Below are 17,279 nucleotides of genomic sequence, written 5' to 3'. Positions count from 1 at the left end.
AGAACCAGGCACAGCTGTTCAGCCTGTTCGGATTGGCCAATCTGGTCATCGCCAAGAGTTCGTTGCTGATCGCTCATGGCCGAGGTGCGTCTTGAGCACCGAAAGTGGCCTCGAAAGAGGCGCAAAGCGCCCGGCGGGCAGACCTCACGGCGCGACGTCGACCGGAATCGCGACCACATCGCGTCGTGATGTCCTCAGATCCGACGACGTCGTTCATTGATCAGCATCTCCCTAGGCGGTATGAGGCGCTCGACGTCTGCTGCATGCCCAGTCGCCACGAGCAACCCAATCACGCGTAGCGGTGTCAAATCCGAGCGCGCCGCGGCCGTGGCTTAGGCAAGCAGATCATTTCGGGTCTGCTCGTCAATGGATTGATGCACGACAGCGCGCAGCTGGCTATTCGCGAGCTTCCTTTCGGTCTCTGCCCCCCGTGGCGCCTCTGGTCGCTGAGCGGCTACTTCGAGGCGTCCCTTGAGAACCTCTCGATCGCTTTCATCGAGTGGTACGTCGAGCCTCGATCCCGGCGCTGTACGTCACGTGCGTGCTCGACCAGGTCAAGGCCGAGCGTGGGCTGCCCAAGGTGATTCGCACCGACAACGGCCCGGAGTTTGCCGGGCGCACGATGCAGGCCTGGGCGGCAAAGAATGGCGTGGAGCTTCGATTCATCCAGCCAGGCAAACCCGTGCAGAACGCCTACATCGAGAGCTTCAACAGCCGATTCCGCGATGAGTGCCTGTCGCAGCACTGGTTCGCCAGACTGAGGCACGTGCGCAGCGTCATCGATAGCAGGCGTCAGGACTACAAAACCATCACCGGCCGCACAGCACCCTCGGGTACGTGCCGCCGGCCGTGTTCGCCGCGCGTTGCTGCGAGCGAGCTGGCAGCAACGCGCAAACAGCCGCATCCACTACGATGCACCCCCCTGGGCTCTAGATTGGAATGCTACGAAACCCGGGGGCAGCGCAGTGCGGCTACGTCAGTTCAAGGGCACCGATGTCAGGATGGTGCTGACAGATGTGGTCACACGTGAAGTGTAAACAACACGCAGCGAGGGAAGCGGCAGGAGAGCAGGAGATCAAGAAAACTACGGGCAGACCTGCGCGGTATGGGACTGATTTGCCAGGTCGCCTCTGCGAGTCGGGACTCGGCGCTGAAGAGCCTCTTCGGAGATGAAAACCCACTTGCATTTGCAGAGCAGCGGTTAAGCCAGTATTTGGCTGATAGTGAAATTGAGGTGATCGACTGCGCTGGCAGAGTCCGCATTGAGGATCTAGGGCAATGCTGAACAAGTCCTCCGCCATCCTGCAGGTGGCCTTCACAAATGGGCTGATCAGCCAAATACGGAGCCGTAAAAGACTATGACCGCGGTTTCAAAAACATGTTTTGTGATTTCGCCTTTTAAATATAGGGCCAGGCCTAGACATCCAAATCTTACCACTCCGGAGCAGGTGTTCGCTAAGCTCGTCATTCCTGCATGCACAAAGGCCTGCGAAATTTCCGGAATGAACATAACGGCAACCCACTGGGTGAATTTAATGGTTTCCGGAAACATTCCGACAAAAATTATTCCGAAGATTCTGGATGCCGACATTCTAATAGCCGACATAACCGATCTACGAAGCGACGTCATCTGGGAGCTCGGTATTCGCCATGCGACTCGTGCGCGCGGGACGCTTCCCATAGCAATCGCTGGAACGAAGCCTCCCTTTTATTTGCTCCATACCAAAATTCACCATTTTCACCCCGCCTTGGATGGCGACCACCGATTTGTTGATCAGTTATCCCACAGTATTGCAGAAACGCTGGTAGATAGGATTGTTGATAGTTCAGTTGCGCAAGCGGATCCTGCGCGCTTTGAGCTATTTGAACATGCAGAGTCGTTGGGCATCCGAGACATCGGTGATTGGAATGCAATTTCGAGATCGCCTTTCGTTACGAATGAGCTTGGCAAGCTAGGGGTCGCAGATTGTGTTTATATCGTCTGCATCAATCCGCAAGGTACTGAGAGATGGCGCTCGGATATCGAAAATGTCCTCGTAGCGGGTGCACGAGTTTCGATCGCATATCTCGAGCTAGACAAAATTGCTCAATCTGGCCCTACAGGGGCTGCATACTCGAAGGCTCTAGTTGGTTTTGAAATCAATGACATCATGAGGAACATTGATTCCAGCCTTGAGGCACTTAAAACGTTGGGCGCTAAGGCAGGGAAAAGGAGGCTAGGGGCAGAGTCGCTCTTGACAATCTATCCCTCGCGCTTTCCGCACACCTTCCTTGCCATGCTAGTTGTACCTCATGCTCGTTCGAATCGACTTGGGTGGGGTGTCGCGACATCTTACTTACCTTACCTCCGGTTTGATAACCCAGGCGGCAAGCACAATTTTGCTGTTTTATTTAAAGATACAGGACAACCCACGGGCGCCCTTTTCCCTAGGTGGCGCCAGAGCATTGAAGACTATTTTTCGCGTCTGAGTAACGCTAGGAAGAGCTGACCTAGCCAACAGCGCAAGCCGGGCGGCGTGATCCACCACAGCGACCAAGGCGGCCAATACACCAGCATCGCCTTCGGCGAACGGTGCCGGAAGATGGGGGTGCGCCCGTCGATGGGCACCGTCGGCGATGCCTACGACAACGCGATGGCCGAAAGCTTTTTCGCCACGCTGGAATGCGAACTGATCGACCGGCGCAGTTGGCAGACCAAGGCCGAGGCCCGGCAGGCGCTGTTCACCTACATCGAGGGCTGGTACAACGTAATAGTCCGACGAGCACCGTTGCTCGCGACCTCGTGGATCAGACGTCAAGGAGATGTCGGAGCAGTTCGAAGGCGACGCGCCACTTCTGACCTTCGCAGTCGAGCGTGGCGGTGTGTTGGTTGATGCGCACGATCAGGCCGACGCGGTGCTGCAAATTCTTGTCGATGAAGGTCACCCGGTTGCCCACGCGGAAGTCGGCGCGACCGGCGACCTCCGGCGGCGGAGCCGGCTTGGTGAGCTCGACATCAGCGGGTGTCGGCCCACTTTCGGTCGACGCCGCGGCCGGCTCGGTGAGGATCGCCGCGTAGTGCACTTTGAAGGCCTTGCTGTTGGCCGCATCCTGTATGGCCACGTGGTCGCCGTGCATTCCGACGACTCGTGCCGAGCGCAACTTCCCGTCCCCCCAACTGAGGTACTGGACCTGTTGGCCGGTATGCAACTGCGCCCGCACCTGGACGATGCGCCGAGGGTCCGCCAACAGTTGCTCGATGACCCAACTGAGCTGGTACAGCTCGGCGCTGGTCGCCATTGGAAGATCTTCGATCAGTTTGATGCGCATCAGAACATTCTGCCGATGCCCGCCGGGCTTGTGCTCAGGCGGCCAGCAGTGTGTCCTTTTCGTCGGCGTCATCCTCCCACTTCGCGGCGACCGCCCACGGCAGCAACTCGTCGATGCGGTTGATTGGGTGGTCCGCGATGCGCTCCAGGACATGGCGCAGGTAGCGCTGCGGGTTGATCTGGTTCAGCCTGCACGTGCCCAGAAGCGTGTACATCACCGCTGCCGTGTGACCGCCTGCGTCCGATCCGACGTGCAAGTAGTTTTTTCTTCCGATCGCAACGCCGCGCAGGGCGCGCTCGGCCGTATTGTTGTGCGCGTCGATGCGTCCGTCATTGACGAAGTTCGTCAGCGCTGTCCAGTTGCTCAAGGAATAGCCGATCGCCAAGGCCATCGGCGACTTCGCCGACACCTGTGCCAAGGTCTCGTTCATCCAGGACTTCAATTCCTTCAACACCGGCGCCGTGCGGGCCTGGCGCATTCGCCTTCGCCGTAGCGCCGATCGGCCGTTCACTTCTGCCTCGACCTTGAACACCTCGCCGATCCGCACCAAGCCCTCGTGCGCCAGCGTCCCGGGCAGGCGCTTCTGTTTGACGTGGATGTCCCACAGCTTTCGACGCGCGTGGCTCCAACACCCAGCCTCTAGGATCCGACCATCTTTGTAGATCGCGTTGTACCCGGAGTACGCATCGGCTTGCAGGATGCCGCTGAAGTTCTTCAGGTGCCGCGCCGGGTGCTCGCCCTTGCGATCGGCCGAGTACTGGAACCACACCGCCGGCGGCGCCTTGTCGCCGCTGGGGCGGTCATCGCGAACGTAGACCCACAGCCGACCCGTGTGCGCCTTCTCGCCCTTGCCACCCAACGCACGGATCGGTGTGTCGTCGCCGTGGACCTTGTCGGCCTTCAGCACATGACGCCCGATGGCTTCGGCCAGCGGCGTCAACAACAGGGCGCAATTGCCGATCATGTCGGTGATGGTCGAGCGGCTCATCTCGACACCGTCACGGCCGTAGATCTGGCACAGCCGGTACAGCGGAACATGATCGGCGAACTTGCTCACCGCGATGTGCGTGAGCAGACCCCCGCCGGCCATGCACCGATCTACTGGCCGCGACGGTGCCAGCGCCTGCGTGATCGTCTTGCACCCTGCGCAGGCCAGCTTCGGGCGCACGTGGCGCACCACATGGCAGGTGCCCGGCTCGTAGTCCAGAACCTCCGAGACGTCTTGACCAATCTCCCGAAGGCCCGCGCCACAGGCCGTACAGCCGCATCCGCCGTGCGGTGTGTGAACGATGGTGCGTCGCGGCAGGTGCGCAGACAACTCGCGCAGCCCCGGTCTTGTCATGGGCTCACGCTTCTTTCGCTCGTTCGCGAGCGATGTCACGTTGGACTTCAATCCGTCACCCGAATCGGCAGCAGCGGGCGGCTCAACGACCGGCGGTGTGGCCTAGCCCTGGCCGCCCACGAGCTCGAGTTGTGCATGCTCGAGCTTCTCGCTGGAACGACGCGAGGAGTTGCAGGCGCCCCAGTCCTGATCCGCTGCTCTCTCGCATCGTGGCGCTGGGATCCGACCCAGGTTTCTACACGCGACGCGACGACGTATCGCGAACGTTCGCCAGATCCTGGAGGCGCGGCGCCTGGTCATTGGTCACGCCTCAGGAAATGGCGGGTCTAGAGGTGGCCAATGAGCGACACGTACCCGATCGAGTACCGAGACGAGGCGCGCCGACCGCGAGTCGGTTGGCTGCTGGACGCGCGCAAAGTGCCCGCGGAACCCGAACTCGTGGCAAGCATACGAGCTTGCCCTGCAGGCGTTCCCAGAGAGCGTGCGCGATCTGCACATTGCCCAGGGTGCCACAGGAGTACTCGTACTCCAAACTGATGACGACATAGTCCGCAACACAGCGCACATTGCCCTTGGTGAATACGAACCAGCCACCTTGGCGACCGCCGTCGCTCGACACATGCGGATCGCCTATAAGCCAGATTTGCCGGTTAGTCTGGACCGGCCTGGGCAGATTCATTTGCCGATCTCGGAGAAATCTATGTACGGCTATGACGTTAAAGTGCGCGGTACAGCTCCGCCACTATATCTTTGGGGATCGAGTGGAATTGCGCTGAATCTCAACTGGCCGTTGATACTCTCGCTGCGCAATGATGCTGCTGGTGATCCTATCGAAATACACAGCGAAACGACCGATGGCGAAAAGAAGCTAGTCGGTACACTACAAGCGGGCGAGTGCTATGCGATTCCGCTGCTCGGACTGCGGGGCGTTTTTGCAACCTGCGACACGGATTCAAATGTTTCGTGTGCGATATTGGTCCCGCAAATCGGTCCATCGACATAACGTTTCGCGCGGCTTGCTATTTCCGTTCCTCTTAAACGCCGACAACCGGCGGGAGACACGAAATGATTCCTGCAAAAGCCATCAATCTACGAGTCCGCCCGGTTCGGTCTGTGGACCTGTGCTTTCCGGTCGACGGTATTCTTGCCGGCGTTTGGCGACAGGCCGATCAGGGGCAGCGCGAAGCGACCGGAGCGACCCAGAACGACATCCATCTACTCGGGAAATCAGTCAAGGCCTTCGATCTGGCCAAATTTTATGCATTGCTCGGCACGGTGCAGTCGCCGACTAGATTCGAGAGTCAGGGACCTGGCAAGCCATTAAGAGAAGTACCTCTCTCCGCCAAGCTTCAGCCGTTAGGTTGGGGTCGATTGAGGTACGACTCCAAGTCAATACGGGAGGAAATGAGCGAGAGCATATTATTTGAATTACGCGCCGAGCACATCAAGGCAGCACTTGATAAAGCGGTGGGACAGCGAGAGAACATCTGGGTTCAGAAATATGAGAATTCCGTTTATGAGGCAACCAAGCTGGCTTATGATCGAACTGATCCGAACTCAAAGATCAACCGCCTGAAAAAACTTGCAAACACTTCGCAAGTCCAACACGATCGATTGGACTTGGAGTACGCCGCCGACTTCAAAGAACCTGGCGTCGTAAAGCAAAGCGTCACGGGCGGTTCAACAAGCTCTTATAAGGTGAAAACAGAGTTTCAAGATCCAAAGACCACGGTTCAAAGCTGGCTCACCGATCAATTGGTCACGACCGGTACCAATAGCTCATCCACTAGAGGTTATGACTATAGGGTCCCCAGGCTAGAGAATGATGCGCAACTAGAGCGCGCACAGATCAGCCTTCTCGATGAGCAACTATCTGCCGTGTCGACTACGAACTACGCATGCGGTAGTCAGTTGGAACGTGGTGCGGAGGAGCTCCACCCAGTTGGCTTGACCCCTCGTTATCTTGCAAACGATCTCGCGGCGATCGACCTTGACATAAAGAGACTTCAGGTCGCGTATATCGACACATTGTTAGTGTCACCGATCGATGGGGTCGTGACGGGCGTTTTCCGAAACATTGGCGATTCTGTGCGCGCGGCGCAGCCCGTGGTTCGTATCGAGAACGATGCTGAGATATACCTGGTTGGAACATTGAAATGTCGGGGTCTCCTTCAGATCGGGCAAAGCATCTCTGTCTCCACCAACCTGTTCGACACAACGGAGACAAGGACTGTCTCCGGCAAGGTTGCAGCGGTGCGCGGCCATGATTCTGAAAATGAGCTTTGGGACCTACTGATCCTCTGCAGCAATCGAAACGGGGATCAGCCTCTGTTCCCAATTAACTACAATTTTGACTTCGACAACACGAGAGTCAACGTAACCACGTGACATGACCCGAGAGCAGAGTCATGGCAACAGACGTCGAAGTTACGTGGTGGCCGGAAACCCCCTATGTCGGTGGCGTGGTTACGATCTGGGCGACTTTGACACCTGCACCGCCCGCAGGGGCGCATGTCTGGATTCACGTCGATAACGTCAAGCTGGGTCCATTGGAGGCTGACAGCGATGGCCACGCATTGACCTATTGGACGGCGTCGAGTTCCGGTCAGCATGTAGTGCGCGCAGACGCAACCTTGCTTGATTCCGGCGAGCCCGTGAACTCTGATCCCACCTATCTCGACGTTCTAGATGCGCCCGCTGCCGGTCCTGTGCCGCAGCCCACGGAAGGAGCGGCGTCGGAACAAGCAGGCGTTCAGGGGCCCCGTCCTGAAGACGCAGGCGCCCCCATTCAGTGCGGTTCAAACGCCTTCAATGGTGCATCAAACATCAATCCGTTCACGGGCGCACCAGCCACCGACCCATATACTGGAGAACCCCTGTCAGAGCGTGATGCTTCGATCTACGATCGCATCAAGGCTGTCTATTCACAGCCCGACGCTGTGACGGAGTCCACGCGCCACGCGTTCCTGGATTTCTATAACCAACCCGCGATCGATCTCACCGGCGTGCCTCAATCCGTTCAGAACCTGGTCCTCGACATTTTCAATCAGGTTCCGGAGACTCCTTTACCAGGACGAGGCCTTGATGAGTTCCTTAACGATACGTTTTCCTCCATCCTAGAGGATGTAAGCAGCGGCTTCCGCTCCGTGGTGGGGACAACATCCACCGCAATCGACCTGCTCAGCTACGCTGATGCAGCAGGCCTAGAAGCGACAGGGAAGGCATTAGGGCAGGTATTAGGGCCGATCCTTGGCGCCGCGCGAGCAATCGGGGGAGTAGTTGAAATGGTCGAGGGCGTGACGGTCACGGCCGGAACCGAAGGACTCGGCGCAGGGCTTGGCGTTGCAATGGTAGCTCACGGGCTGGACCAACTAATCGCCGGCGGCAGGACCATCTTTGGACAGGACGCCCAATCCCTCGCGGAGTACATCTTCACAGACGCTTTACGACCAGCATTGGGCACCGCGGCTCCCCTCGGCGCAGGCTTTTTTGACGGGGGATTCTCCCTCGGGCTCAGTGCCACAACAGCCGAGTTTGGCGAATTGGGTGGACTCGCTGTTCGTAACTTAAATGCGGAAGCCGCAGCCACGCGACCCGAGCTGTCCGTAGCAACGCAGCTCGCCGAAGTGCAATCAATCGTTGCACCAGCTGAGGAAATGGCAACGCAGGCTTCGGAGATACGCCCACGAATCGCGTTTATCAGTAGCGAATGGAGTCAAGGGACCAGGGCGGAGCAGATGGTCGCCGCTCTACGAGACGAAATGACGATTGCAGGATCTAGTTCAGAAATAACGTCTATCAGTCGCGCATCGAGTTTTGAGATCAACGAGCTGGGCGCAGGACGAATTGCGTCTATCGGTGGCGCATCGAGTGCGGAGTTCACCGAGCTGGGTGCAGGAAGATCGAGCGTTCTCGGGCCCGGTAATCGCCTCACAATTATAAACCCGGACTTCGAGCCGACTCTTTCGCCGCCAGAAGCGTTTCAAGCCGCGCAGACCAATATCGTTGACAAGTTCGCACAGAACCCGCAGTCGGTCGGCCGTTTCTTGTCGCCACGTGAGCAAGACGCCCTGATCAAAGCCCAAAACGCTGCGGCCGTAGGCGATTGGCAGGATCTCGATTCCCTTTCACGGAAGTTTTTTGGCAAGGCAGTCGAGAGGGCGCTAGGCGAAGTAGGAGAGAGGACCGAATTGCTAGCCTCAATAGGACAGTCCCGTGATGCGCGCGGGCGCTTTGTCAGTAGCCCGGATTTTCGCGGCCTTGCGGGCTGGCAGGGCCTCTTCTTCGAGAGTACGACAAACGCGGCCTTGGACGCGCACCTGGTGAAAGGCTATCCAGCAACGACACACTATGTCACTTACGAAATACCCGCGACGTGGCGTTTGTTCCTTACGCCATGAGGGTCCGTCATCGAAGCTGTGCAGGTGCACGCACCTGCTCGATCGCTCTGGTGCCACCGCCCTGCAGATGGCCATCGGCGAAGCGCTCAAGCACGGCGTGCCGCATCCGAACGCCGTGCCTGGCGCTGGAACGCTCCCGCGAGGAGCAGGGCTTGCCTCCTCCCACGGCGCTGTGATGAGCGAAGAAATCGCCCGGCGTGACGCGCCGGTGTGTTCCCACGAACTCGCCTCGTAGGGGTCGATTTGATTTCGGTGTCCAAACTGACGGTTCGCATCTCTTGCCTGCCAAGTCGACCTGGCGGAAGGGCATGAGCGCGTCCCTGCGATTGCCGTGGGAGAGCGGGTACAGGTCGACCCCAGCAAGGATGCCGTTCTTGCCTGCGTCGCATCCGTCGGCCACCTGCCGCGGCCGCGCGATTCGTGGAACGCGACGCTGTTCGTTCACAACTGGCGAGATACACCTCCGGCGGCCTCGATCATCGCGTGGGAATGGCTCGGGGTCGGGAGCGACAAGCCTCGGATCTGTCGCCGAGAGCGACTCACAACCCCGATAACCGAATACCGAACGACGATCGGGAATTTCTGGCAATTCGGGTACGAGGGCGCACTCGTCGCCATCGGTTACTTGACCGTCACGAAGGCACGACACGAAGTGACGCTGCCCGCACGCGACACACGACGTGAGCGAAACGCATCGGAGTTCACGATCCCGTTCACCGAAGGTGGTACGGCGGCGGAGCTGATTGCCGACATGAAGCATCCGGGCGGTGGCCTCGCTCTCGATCCGGATCAGGGAGTCAACGTGGATCGGATAGAGCAGGCATGCCGCGACTACGTCGGGGACGATCCGGACCCGAAATCCCACCTGTTGATAGTCAGCAACGATACCGGCAATCCCTTCGACGTCGACGGTGCAATTGAACTGTTCCCGCAGCGCAAAGTATGGTGCAGATTGGTTTGGAACAAGCGCACGCGGAGCCGCGCGAAGCTGGAGCAGACCATCGGGAAGCTCCGGCAGCTAGGATGGAACAATGCCGCCCGAAGGGCCGAGCACAGGAGGCTGGTTGCTCGGATGGAAGCTGAGCGAATGGTGGAAGGACGTCGGTGCGTCTGGAGACCTCGATTATCGGGCGGTGGCGACGCTCATATGGGACACGTTTGACGCGGTTTACGGAGCGCCACCTCGGGGATTCACGTCCGTATCAACGATTCCATCGGTTCCACATCCGCTCGACGGACCCGACATTTCGGTCGTCGATGACTCCTCTATACGCTCAACCTCTTAGCGAATCGGCGGGATAGCCACAGTCGTACCGTTTGGGGCATAGAGGCGGATCACCTGCGATCGTCAGGACGACTTTTGCGCGCCGAACGCATTCCGTAAGCCCTTGTCGCGCAACGACCAAAGCGCACTTTTTTGCCGAGATGGACCCGGCGCCACCCCGCGATGAAACTGAGCGACTCATCAATCGTTTGGCGCGGAGGTCTGCGATGGAAATCGACATTCTGGGCATTGACTTGGCTAAGCGCGTGTTTCAGCTTCATGGTGCGGATCGCGGCGGTCATGCCGTGCAATCGCTCCAAGGTCACGCGCGATGGCCTCGTGGAGGCCGTCGCTCGTTGCGCCCGCGTGTCGTGGCGATGGAGGCGTGCAGCTCGGCACACCATTGGGCCAGATGCTTTCTCGCCATGGACATTGAGGTCAGGCTGATCAGCCCGCAGTACGTCTCGCCCTTCGTCAAAACCAACAAGAACGACTGCAACGATGCGCAGGGCATCGTCGAGGCCGCCAGCCGCCGGACGATGAACTTCGTGACCGTGAAGTCGGTCGACCGGTCGACCAGCAAGACATGACGGCTGCGCACCGCGTGCGCGAATTGCTGGTCCACCAGCGCGCCGCTCTCATCAACCACGGTCGGGGTTTGCTCGGGCGAACGCGGCATCACGGGCGGATCTCATCGAGCCTGCGACATCGCCCACATGCAAGCCGTATACATGCGTGCAGACCGTTTCCCATCATCGAAAGAGCTTGCAAAAGGCGTCGGGTCCATACATGCACGAAAACCAAGATCACCCCCAATCCCCCAACGATGCGCCGAGGCGCGTTAGTTGAGAGTTATTGGCTTGATCGATGTGCGGAATTTAGGCCCGTCTAGAGGGCACACCGGCGAATCGCGCCAACGATCGAGTCGGTGTTCCATCCCACCATCTCACGCGCCGCAACCTGCACGGACATGGGGATCCGCTCCTGGCCCCAAGGAATGAGGCCGACAATGGGCTTGTTATACATCTGCGCGAAGGTGATCTCTTTGTCGATCCAGAAGCGGTGTGCGGCGTACATGCCAGCGATGACAAGGACACATTGCACCGGGCGTATCTGTCGGTCAAGGCTGTTCGCCAGCGCGGTCTCACTGATTCTGGAATCGGGGTCAACAAGGGGGTCGTGCGTTGGCACTGAGTAGTTTCGGTACTGGAAATAAGGCGCTGTATCCAGGAGGTTGACCAATCGATAGTAGGCCTCGTTGTAACGCCAAGCGTGGCTGATGAATAGGTCGTAGTTGCGCAGGCTTGGCATGAAGATGGGCCTCTTCGTTCAAATCGGACAGAGAGCTTACGTGACTGCACAGTCGCACTCAGACTGCAGAAGTAGAATCGCTCTCAGGCGTGAAAAATGCCCGGCAATGCTTCGGTCCGCGCCGTGGCTTGCACACCAACAAGGCCCGCATCGCGGTCGCAAGGGAACTGGTCGGCTTCGTCTGGGCCATGGGCATGCAGGCGCAGCGCGAGCAAGGGGAGGCGACCTAAATAACGAACGCCTCCTGGATCGATCTGGCGACGCGACACGAGTAATGATAGGGCAACCCTCGAGCCTGTTACAACAGCACCGCAAGCCGATCCCCCGACCTTAGAGCGAGGCAGGCCCGCGACGAATCGATGAACTGCAGGTAACCAATCCGCGGATATGAGCTTGATTCATCGTCGCTGCAACGCTCGAGTCGCATCACCCGATCGATTCACACCCATCACGCACTGAGGCCCTATTGACACTGGCGACCATATGTGAGGACGCTATTGCGCTTCTGATGTGAATATATATTCATTGCCCAACGCCGTTTCGCTTTGTCCGCTCGAATCTACATCGGTTCACCTCGGGCATTGGCCAGCCTATAGTCTTTCATCATAGATCGTGCTATGGCGTAGTCCACATTGGGGACAGCGACCTGCAAGTGCGTGCAGTGGTCAGCGCTACATCGAACCGCGACAGCACCCGGTGAAGCTTTACCGCACGGCCTGCCTGACATGGCGGACCTGATGTGTCAGTAGGGCCCTTATCCTCTTCATTGTGTATGCAAGAGGTGTATCCATCCGGCACTCCCCGGTATAGTGACCCGCCACAACTCGCGAGGAGATTCGCATGGGTCAACTGGAGGAATGGCTGAAGCTGGCCCCGCCGCCGCCGCCGTTGGAATCGGGACAGAAATGGCATGTTTTCCTGAGCTATCGATCGACGGAACGACAATGGGTGCTGGCGCTCTACGACGTCCTCACTCAACTGAAGTACCAGGTGTTCATGGACCAGTTCGTGCTGGTGGCGGGGGAGGGGCTGGCCTCTTCCCTCGGAGAGAACCTGAACGCCAGCCAGTCCGGCATCCTGGTGTGGTCCGCACGCAGCGCTGACTCTGCATGGTGCAAGAAGGAGTACAACTCGTTCGAGGGGCGCCACGCCAACGGTGATTTCTCATTCGTGGCGGTACGCGTGCAAGACGTTCCAATGCCGCCATTCGTGCAAGGCGCCCTTTGGATCGATGCCAGCGATCAGCGGGACGGTCCGCGAGGCACGTCGCTGCTGCGCATGCTGTACGGTTTGCAAGGCAAGCCGCTACCACCCGAGGCCGTGAGGTTGGCAGCAAGCATTGACGACACGACCAGGAAGGACTTGGCAAGTATCCGCAGCTACGCTGCCGGGAAGGACTCCGAGGAGATCGTGCGCCTCGCCGAGAGCCGCAAGGACGACCTCGCCTGGCAGGCTAGCCCGGTGCTTCCCTGTGCTGCTGCACAAGCCTTGATCTCCATTGGCTCGCCGAAGGCCGCTCTGGCCCAACTGGACGGCGTGCGCGCCGCATTTCCGGCCGCCATCCGCCCGCGTCAGCTCACCGGGCTTGCGCTGGCGCGATCGCGCAATTGGAAGGAAGCGAAGGCCGTGCTGGGGGAGCTGTACGAGCTCGGTGAGCGCGACCCGGAAACGGTCGGCATCTATGCACGCACCTGGATGGATGCCTATGAGGTCTCTCGCGACCGCCTGATGCTGCGCCGCTCGCGCGACTTGTATGCCGAGGGCTTCGCAAAGACGCCGAGCGACTACTATCCTGGCATCAATGCGGCGGCCAAGAGCATCTTCCTCGACGAGATCGAGGCAGGAATTCAGCTCGCCAAAGCAGTGGAGCAACTCGTGGGCACGGAGCCCAAGCCGGGGGACTATTGGCGGACGGCCACGGTCGCTGAAGCCCAGCTGATCCAGCGCAACTTCGACCTCGCGGCGACCCGGTACGAACAGGCGGTCGCGATGGCGCCAGGAGCTATCGATGACCACCGTTCGACATGCAAGCAGGCCCGCCTCTTGCTGAAGCATCTGAGCGCCACGCCCGAACAAGTCGCGCGGGTGCTCGGCACTTTTCGGCGTGAAGTGGATGCAGAGGACGCTCCATCTGCAATCAACGGAATTCGCTCGCAGGGCTGCGCGCGCGTGCTGACCTTCACCGGCTTCTCCGGCACGGGATACGAGGACGAAACGGAAGTCCGGAACCTCATCCTCGAGGAACTCGAGAGCTTCGACCCTGCCGACACGCTCGTCTGCGCCGGCGCCACGCGCGAAGGCATCGGCATGGTCTATCCCATCGCGTTGCAGAAGGGCTTCCGCACGGCGGGCATCGTGTCGTCGCGGGCGCGCTCGGAAGGCGCGAAATTTTCCACCGAATGCGAGGTAGTGATCGTGGTGGAGGACACCACCTGGGGAGGCAAGCAAGGCAACGGCCGCCTTTCCCCCACATCGCAAGCCATGGTTGGTGCCTGTGACGTGATGATCGGCATTGGCGGTGGCGCGATTGCGCGGGACGAGCTCGACGAGGCTCGTAAGAAAGGGAAATCCGTACGCTTCCACAAGGCGGACATGAACCATAAGCTTGCCGCGGAGAAGGCGGCCAAGGCAGGCGAGGAGCCGCCCCGGGACTTCGCCGGCGAGGCACAGTCGCTGTTTTCGGATCAATGACAGGAGTCAGGAACATGAGGAAGTACGCTGTCGTGTTCGTGCACGGGCTGGCCAAGAAGCCGCCGCCCGAAAAACTCGAGGAAATCTGGCGGTGGGGCCTAGAGCGCTCCAGCGCGCCTGCGCCATTCGATGGAAAGAACCCCGGGATCAACCTCAATACCAAGGGCGTGCCGGCGGTCTTCAACTACTACGCCGATGTGTTCTATGCGGAAGACTACGAGACCTCCTTCGACTCCTACTACGAGTCCGAGGGCAGCGCCGTGGTCAAAGAAGAAAACCTGAAGATGGTCGCCGGTGATCTCGCCGAGCCCTCACCCGCGAACCTAGAGGAAAAGAAGTTCCTCGAGGAGTTCGAGCGCAAGATGCGGATGGCGCCCTCTCCGGCGGAGCCGTCGGACATCGACGAGTCGCCCGCGGCCCAGGAGCCGGCGCAGCTCGAGATCGCGTCGTGGCTGCCACGGCCTGTGAAGGAGGCCATCATCAAGAAAGCCGCAATGGAGGCCTACTACTTCCTGTTCGACAAGGAGTACGTGCGGCCCCAGGACGGCAAGGCGTTCAAGGTGCGCGAAGAGCTGCGCAACCGCCTGCTGGCCAAGCTGCGCGAAGCAGCGGAAAAGGGCGAGAAACTTGTGCTGGTGACGCACAGCATGGGCACGATGGTGGCCTACGACGTCCTACGCAATTGCCCCGGCTGCCCGCCGGTGGACACCTTGTTCACGCTGGGTTCGCCGCTCGGTGTGACGGAGGTCCAGGAGCAGCTCGTTGCGAAAGACAGGAAAAAGGTCGACTTCCCGCCGCTGCTTGGCCGCTGGGTCAACGTCTACGACCCGCTGGACCCGGTTTGCGGCGCCGATCCGAGGTTCAACGACTACGCGCCGTTCGAGGGCCGGGCGGTGGAAGATGTGAAGGAAAGCAACTGGGGCAGTTGGCGACACACGATCACGCATTACTTCGCGGGCAAGAGGTTTCGCGCGTTGTTCGCACAAGCCGTCGGCGTGGAACTCAAATGAAGCCGGTCACGGCGCAGGAACTTGCAGCCGCGCTCAAGCGACGCGAGTACCCGGACCCGCCCTTGCAACTCCTCGCCGAAGCCGTGAACCACATCGCGGACGAACTGGCGCCGGCCGGCAACCAGGTGCCGAAGCAGGACATCCGCAATGTCATGGACATACTGCGGCGGCACCGCCACTTCGACCATATGCACCTGGTGGGCCTGGCGTGGCATGACACTCGCAGATGTGACGCCCTTATCCAGCGCCTGTTGGCTCAGGCGGCGGTGGAACTCGGCGCGTTCGAGCGCGCCGACGAACTTCTTGACGAGGCCGACAAGGCGGCCGCTGCCAGCCCCAAGGACCTGGACTTCATCGTTCAGGCTGCGGACTACCAAGGGTTGCGAGGGCGCATCCGCAAGCAAAAGTCTGTGCTCACCGAGGATGTCAATCTCCTTGTTGAGGCGACCGAGTGCTACCAGAAGCAGTTGGGCAGCAAGCCAAGCTTCTTTCTCGGCGTCAACGTGCTGGCGCTGCGTACGCGGCTGCACGACCTCGGGATCGACCATCCTGGCCCGCCTCTCGCGGCGCTGGCGCACGAGGTGCTGGGGCAGGCAATCAGCGCGGCCCGGTCCGATCCGGTCGACCCGTGGCCGCTGGCAACAGCATCCGAGGCATGCCTCGCGCTGAACCGGATCGACCCAGGCCACGAGTGGTGCGACAAGGCCGAGTTGTGGCTGTATCGATTTCTTGGCCATCCAGGGGCAGGTCCTTTCGAAGTGGAAAGCTATTTCCGCCAGGTGCGCGAATTGTGGAAGGGAAATCCGCTCGACGGGTCTCTCTGCTCCGGCCGTCTTGCGAAGATCTTCGAACGCCATGTGATGCGCACCCAGCACCGTTGGTCCGCGGACGCCAGGCAGTTGCAGCGCTTGCAAGACAACCCGGGCGAGTTGGAGAAGAACTTCTCCGGTGAGAAGGCCTTCACCGTGGACGACGTGCGAAAGATGCTGGCCATCAGCCCGAATATCGGGTGCGTGACGAACACAAATGGCGTGCGCATGGGGACGGGATTCCTCATGCCGGGAGCCGCATTTGGAAAGCCCTATCCACTGGTGTTCGTCACCAACGCGCATGTGATCAGCGACACCGTCCCGAAGGCGCTGAAGTGGGAGGACGCGCGCGTGACCTTCGAGATCGAGGCTGCCAGTGGTGTGGACATGGCTCACAGAGTGCAGGAGGTCTTGTACACATCAGAGCCGGGCAAGCTCGGCAACGTGGCCGATGCCCCCGGCAAACTGGACGTGACCGTTTGCCTGCTGCGCAGCACCCCGAAGGACGCCAGCGGCCTGTCCGTGGCTACGAGCATTCCGTTGCCTTCGCCCAACACAAAGGCCTTCGTAGTGGGCCATCCGCAAGCGGGCGAGATGCAGTTCTCCCTGCAAGATAGCGTCCTGATGGACGTCTGCCCGCAGGAGCGCCTAATGCACTACCGCACGCCCACGGACCCCGGGAGTTCCGGCAGCCCCGTGTTTAACCAGGACTGGGAGGTGGTTGCGCTGCATCACGCCGGTTCCCAAGCCTGCCCACGCTTCGCGGGCAGCGGCACCTATGAAGCCAACGAAGGAATCACGCTGCAAGCGATCCGCCGCGGGACCGGGGTGAATGTCTAGCTCCTGAAAGAGGCTGCTTGACGAGGTCGAGGCGCCGAAGGGGATCGGCTGTGTACCGCAGCTACAAAGCGAACCGCCAACACCAGAGATGCTTGCTGACCTGTCCGATGCGGAAAATCGCGAGGTCCAGCGCCGAGCGATGGACCATGCGTGTCCCCTGGACGAAACGCGAAGTACTGGCAGTCTGAGATGGCCAGTCCGGCCATGGGCCGGGACGGCCGACACGGTAGCGCCTTGGCAGTTGGAGGGGGTACCCGTTGATGTGATCAAGGTCCACGAGCGATAGGCCGGAGCAATTGGGAT

General features: G+C 60.0%; 13 protein-coding genes and 2 pseudogenes. 11 read left to right on the top strand and 4 right to left on the bottom strand.

The annotated features are described in order from the left end of the window. Positions 1-499 precede the first annotated feature (499 nt). The 3 genes and pseudogenes from BLW05_RS28365 to BLW05_RS28355 form a co-directional block, all read left to right on the top strand. Positions 500-1,030, top strand: coding sequence for an integrase core domain-containing protein (locus tag BLW05_RS28365; RefSeq protein WP_093166912.1), 531 nt, complete (start codon positions 500-502; stop codon positions 1,028-1,030). Positions 1,031-1,502: 472 nt separating this feature from the next. Then, positions 1,503-2,489: a Tim17/Tim22/Tim23/Pmp24 domain-containing protein gene (locus tag BLW05_RS35620; protein WP_143044951.1), complete on the top strand. Its 987-nt coding sequence runs from the start codon at positions 1,503-1,505 to the stop codon at positions 2,487-2,489. A gap of 9 nt (positions 2,490-2,498) precedes the next feature. Continuing rightward, positions 2,499-2,873: pseudogene (locus BLW05_RS28355) on the top strand (integrase core domain-containing protein); the annotation flags it as partial. Here BLW05_RS28355 and BLW05_RS28350 read toward each other — a convergent pair. Both BLW05_RS28350 and BLW05_RS28345 read right to left on the bottom strand, forming a co-directional pair. Further along, positions 2,788-3,309 carry a hypothetical protein gene (locus tag BLW05_RS28350; RefSeq protein ID WP_093166910.1) on the bottom strand — a complete coding sequence of 174 codons (522 nt, stop codon included), beginning with the start codon at positions 3,307-3,309 and terminating at the stop codon, positions 2,788-2,790. The pseudogene BLW05_RS28355 and the gene BLW05_RS28350 overlap by 86 nt on opposite strands. A 34-nt stretch (positions 3,310-3,343) precedes the next feature. Then, positions 3,344-4,651 (bottom strand): IS66 family transposase, encoded by a 1,308-nt coding sequence (locus BLW05_RS28345; RefSeq protein WP_143044950.1) that lies wholly within the window; start codon positions 4,649-4,651, stop codon positions 3,344-3,346. Between the two features lie 481 nt (positions 4,652-5,132). On the opposite strand from BLW05_RS28345, the gene BLW05_RS35615 reads away from it, so the two are divergent. From BLW05_RS35615 to BLW05_RS28330, 4 genes are all read left to right on the top strand, one after another. Then, positions 5,133-5,654: a hypothetical protein gene (locus BLW05_RS35615; protein WP_143044949.1), complete on the top strand. Its 522-nt coding sequence runs from the start codon at positions 5,133-5,135 to the stop codon at positions 5,652-5,654. A gap of 62 nt (positions 5,655-5,716) precedes the next feature. After that, positions 5,717-7,039, top strand: a complete 1,323-nt coding sequence (locus BLW05_RS28340) for an efflux RND transporter periplasmic adaptor subunit (RefSeq protein WP_143044948.1) — start codon at positions 5,717-5,719, stop codon at positions 7,037-7,039. Between the two features lie 20 nt (positions 7,040-7,059). Next, positions 7,060-9,051, top strand: coding sequence for a hypothetical protein (locus tag BLW05_RS28335; RefSeq protein ID WP_143044947.1), 1,992 nt, complete (start codon positions 7,060-7,062; stop codon positions 9,049-9,051). 331 nt (positions 9,052-9,382) lie between these two features. Further along, positions 9,383-10,213, top strand: coding sequence for a hypothetical protein (locus tag BLW05_RS28330; RefSeq protein ID WP_093166906.1), 831 nt, complete (start codon positions 9,383-9,385; stop codon positions 10,211-10,213). Positions 10,214-10,386: 173 nt separating this feature from the next. Here BLW05_RS28330 and BLW05_RS36130 read toward each other — a convergent pair whose 3' ends face one another. Then, the gene (locus BLW05_RS36130; protein WP_177142835.1) at positions 10,387-10,617 is read right to left on the bottom strand and encodes a hypothetical protein; all 231 of its coding nucleotides are present in this window, start codon (positions 10,615-10,617) and stop codon (positions 10,387-10,389) included. Here BLW05_RS36130 and BLW05_RS28325 point away from each other — a divergent pair. Next, positions 10,543-10,982, top strand: a pseudogene (locus tag BLW05_RS28325) (transposase); the annotation flags it as partial. The gene BLW05_RS36130 and the pseudogene BLW05_RS28325 sit on opposite strands and share 75 nt — an antisense overlap. A gap of 221 nt (positions 10,983-11,203) precedes the next feature. Here the strand turns inward: BLW05_RS28325 and BLW05_RS28320 are convergent. Further along, positions 11,204-11,626: a TIR domain-containing protein gene (locus BLW05_RS28320; protein ID WP_093166905.1), complete on the bottom strand. Its 423-nt coding sequence runs from the start codon at positions 11,624-11,626 to the stop codon at positions 11,204-11,206. Positions 11,627-12,466: 840 nt separating this feature from the next. On the opposite strand from BLW05_RS28320, the gene BLW05_RS28315 reads away from it, so the two are divergent. The 3 genes from BLW05_RS28315 to BLW05_RS35610 are packed head-to-tail and all read left to right on the top strand — an operon-like array spanning position 12,467 to position 16,976. After that, entirely contained in the window at positions 12,467-14,317 is a 1,851-nt protein-coding gene (locus BLW05_RS28315) for a toll/interleukin-1 receptor domain-containing protein (protein WP_093166904.1), read from the top strand. Between the two features lie 14 nt (positions 14,318-14,331). Next, entirely contained in the window at positions 14,332-15,327 is a 996-nt protein-coding gene (locus BLW05_RS28310; RefSeq protein WP_093166903.1) for an esterase/lipase family protein, read from the top strand. After that, positions 15,324-16,976, top strand: a complete 1,653-nt coding sequence (locus BLW05_RS35610) for a serine protease (protein ID WP_143044946.1) — start codon at positions 15,324-15,326, stop codon at positions 16,974-16,976. Before BLW05_RS28310 ends, BLW05_RS35610 begins: the two co-directional genes overlap by 4 nt. The last annotated feature ends 303 nt before the right edge of the window (positions 16,977-17,279 follow it).

The sequence above is a fragment of the Variovorax sp. YR216 genome, assembly GCF_900107745.1.
Lineage (GTDB): Bacteria > Pseudomonadota > Gammaproteobacteria > Burkholderiales > Burkholderiaceae_C > Variovorax.
The sequence above is the reverse complement of the archived record's forward strand: the minus strand, read 5'-3'. Positions and strand labels throughout refer to the sequence as shown.

What these genes read in the sequence shown, in the direction of transcription:
- BLW05_RS35610 (WP_143044946.1), top strand. Translation starts at nt 15,324, where the DNA reads ATGAAGCCGGTCACGGCGCAGGAACTTGCAGCCGCGCTCAAGCGACGC.
- BLW05_RS28350 (WP_093166910.1), bottom strand. Translation starts at nt 3,309, where the DNA reads ATGCGCATCAAACTGATCGAAGATCTTCCAATGGCGACCAGCGCCGAG.
- BLW05_RS36130 (WP_177142835.1), bottom strand. Translation starts at nt 10,617, where the DNA reads ATGACCGCCGCGATCCGCACCATGAAGCTGAAACACGCGCTTAGCCAA.
- BLW05_RS28340 (WP_143044948.1), top strand. Translation starts at nt 5,717, where the DNA reads ATGATTCCTGCAAAAGCCATCAATCTACGAGTCCGCCCGGTTCGGTCT.
- BLW05_RS28345 (WP_143044950.1), bottom strand. Translation starts at nt 4,651, where the DNA reads ATGACAAGACCGGGGCTGCGCGAGTTGTCTGCGCACCTGCCGCGACGC.
- BLW05_RS28320 (WP_093166905.1), bottom strand. Translation starts at nt 11,626, where the DNA reads ATGCCAAGCCTGCGCAACTACGACCTATTCATCAGCCACGCTTGGCGT.
- BLW05_RS28310 (WP_093166903.1), top strand. Translation starts at nt 14,332, where the DNA reads ATGAGGAAGTACGCTGTCGTGTTCGTGCACGGGCTGGCCAAGAAGCCG.
- BLW05_RS28335 (WP_143044947.1), top strand. Translation starts at nt 7,060, where the DNA reads ATGGCAACAGACGTCGAAGTTACGTGGTGGCCGGAAACCCCCTATGTC.
- BLW05_RS28315 (WP_093166904.1), top strand. Translation starts at nt 12,467, where the DNA reads ATGGGTCAACTGGAGGAATGGCTGAAGCTGGCCCCGCCGCCGCCGCCG.
- BLW05_RS35620 (WP_143044951.1), top strand. Translation starts at nt 1,503, where the DNA reads ATGAACATAACGGCAACCCACTGGGTGAATTTAATGGTTTCCGGAAAC.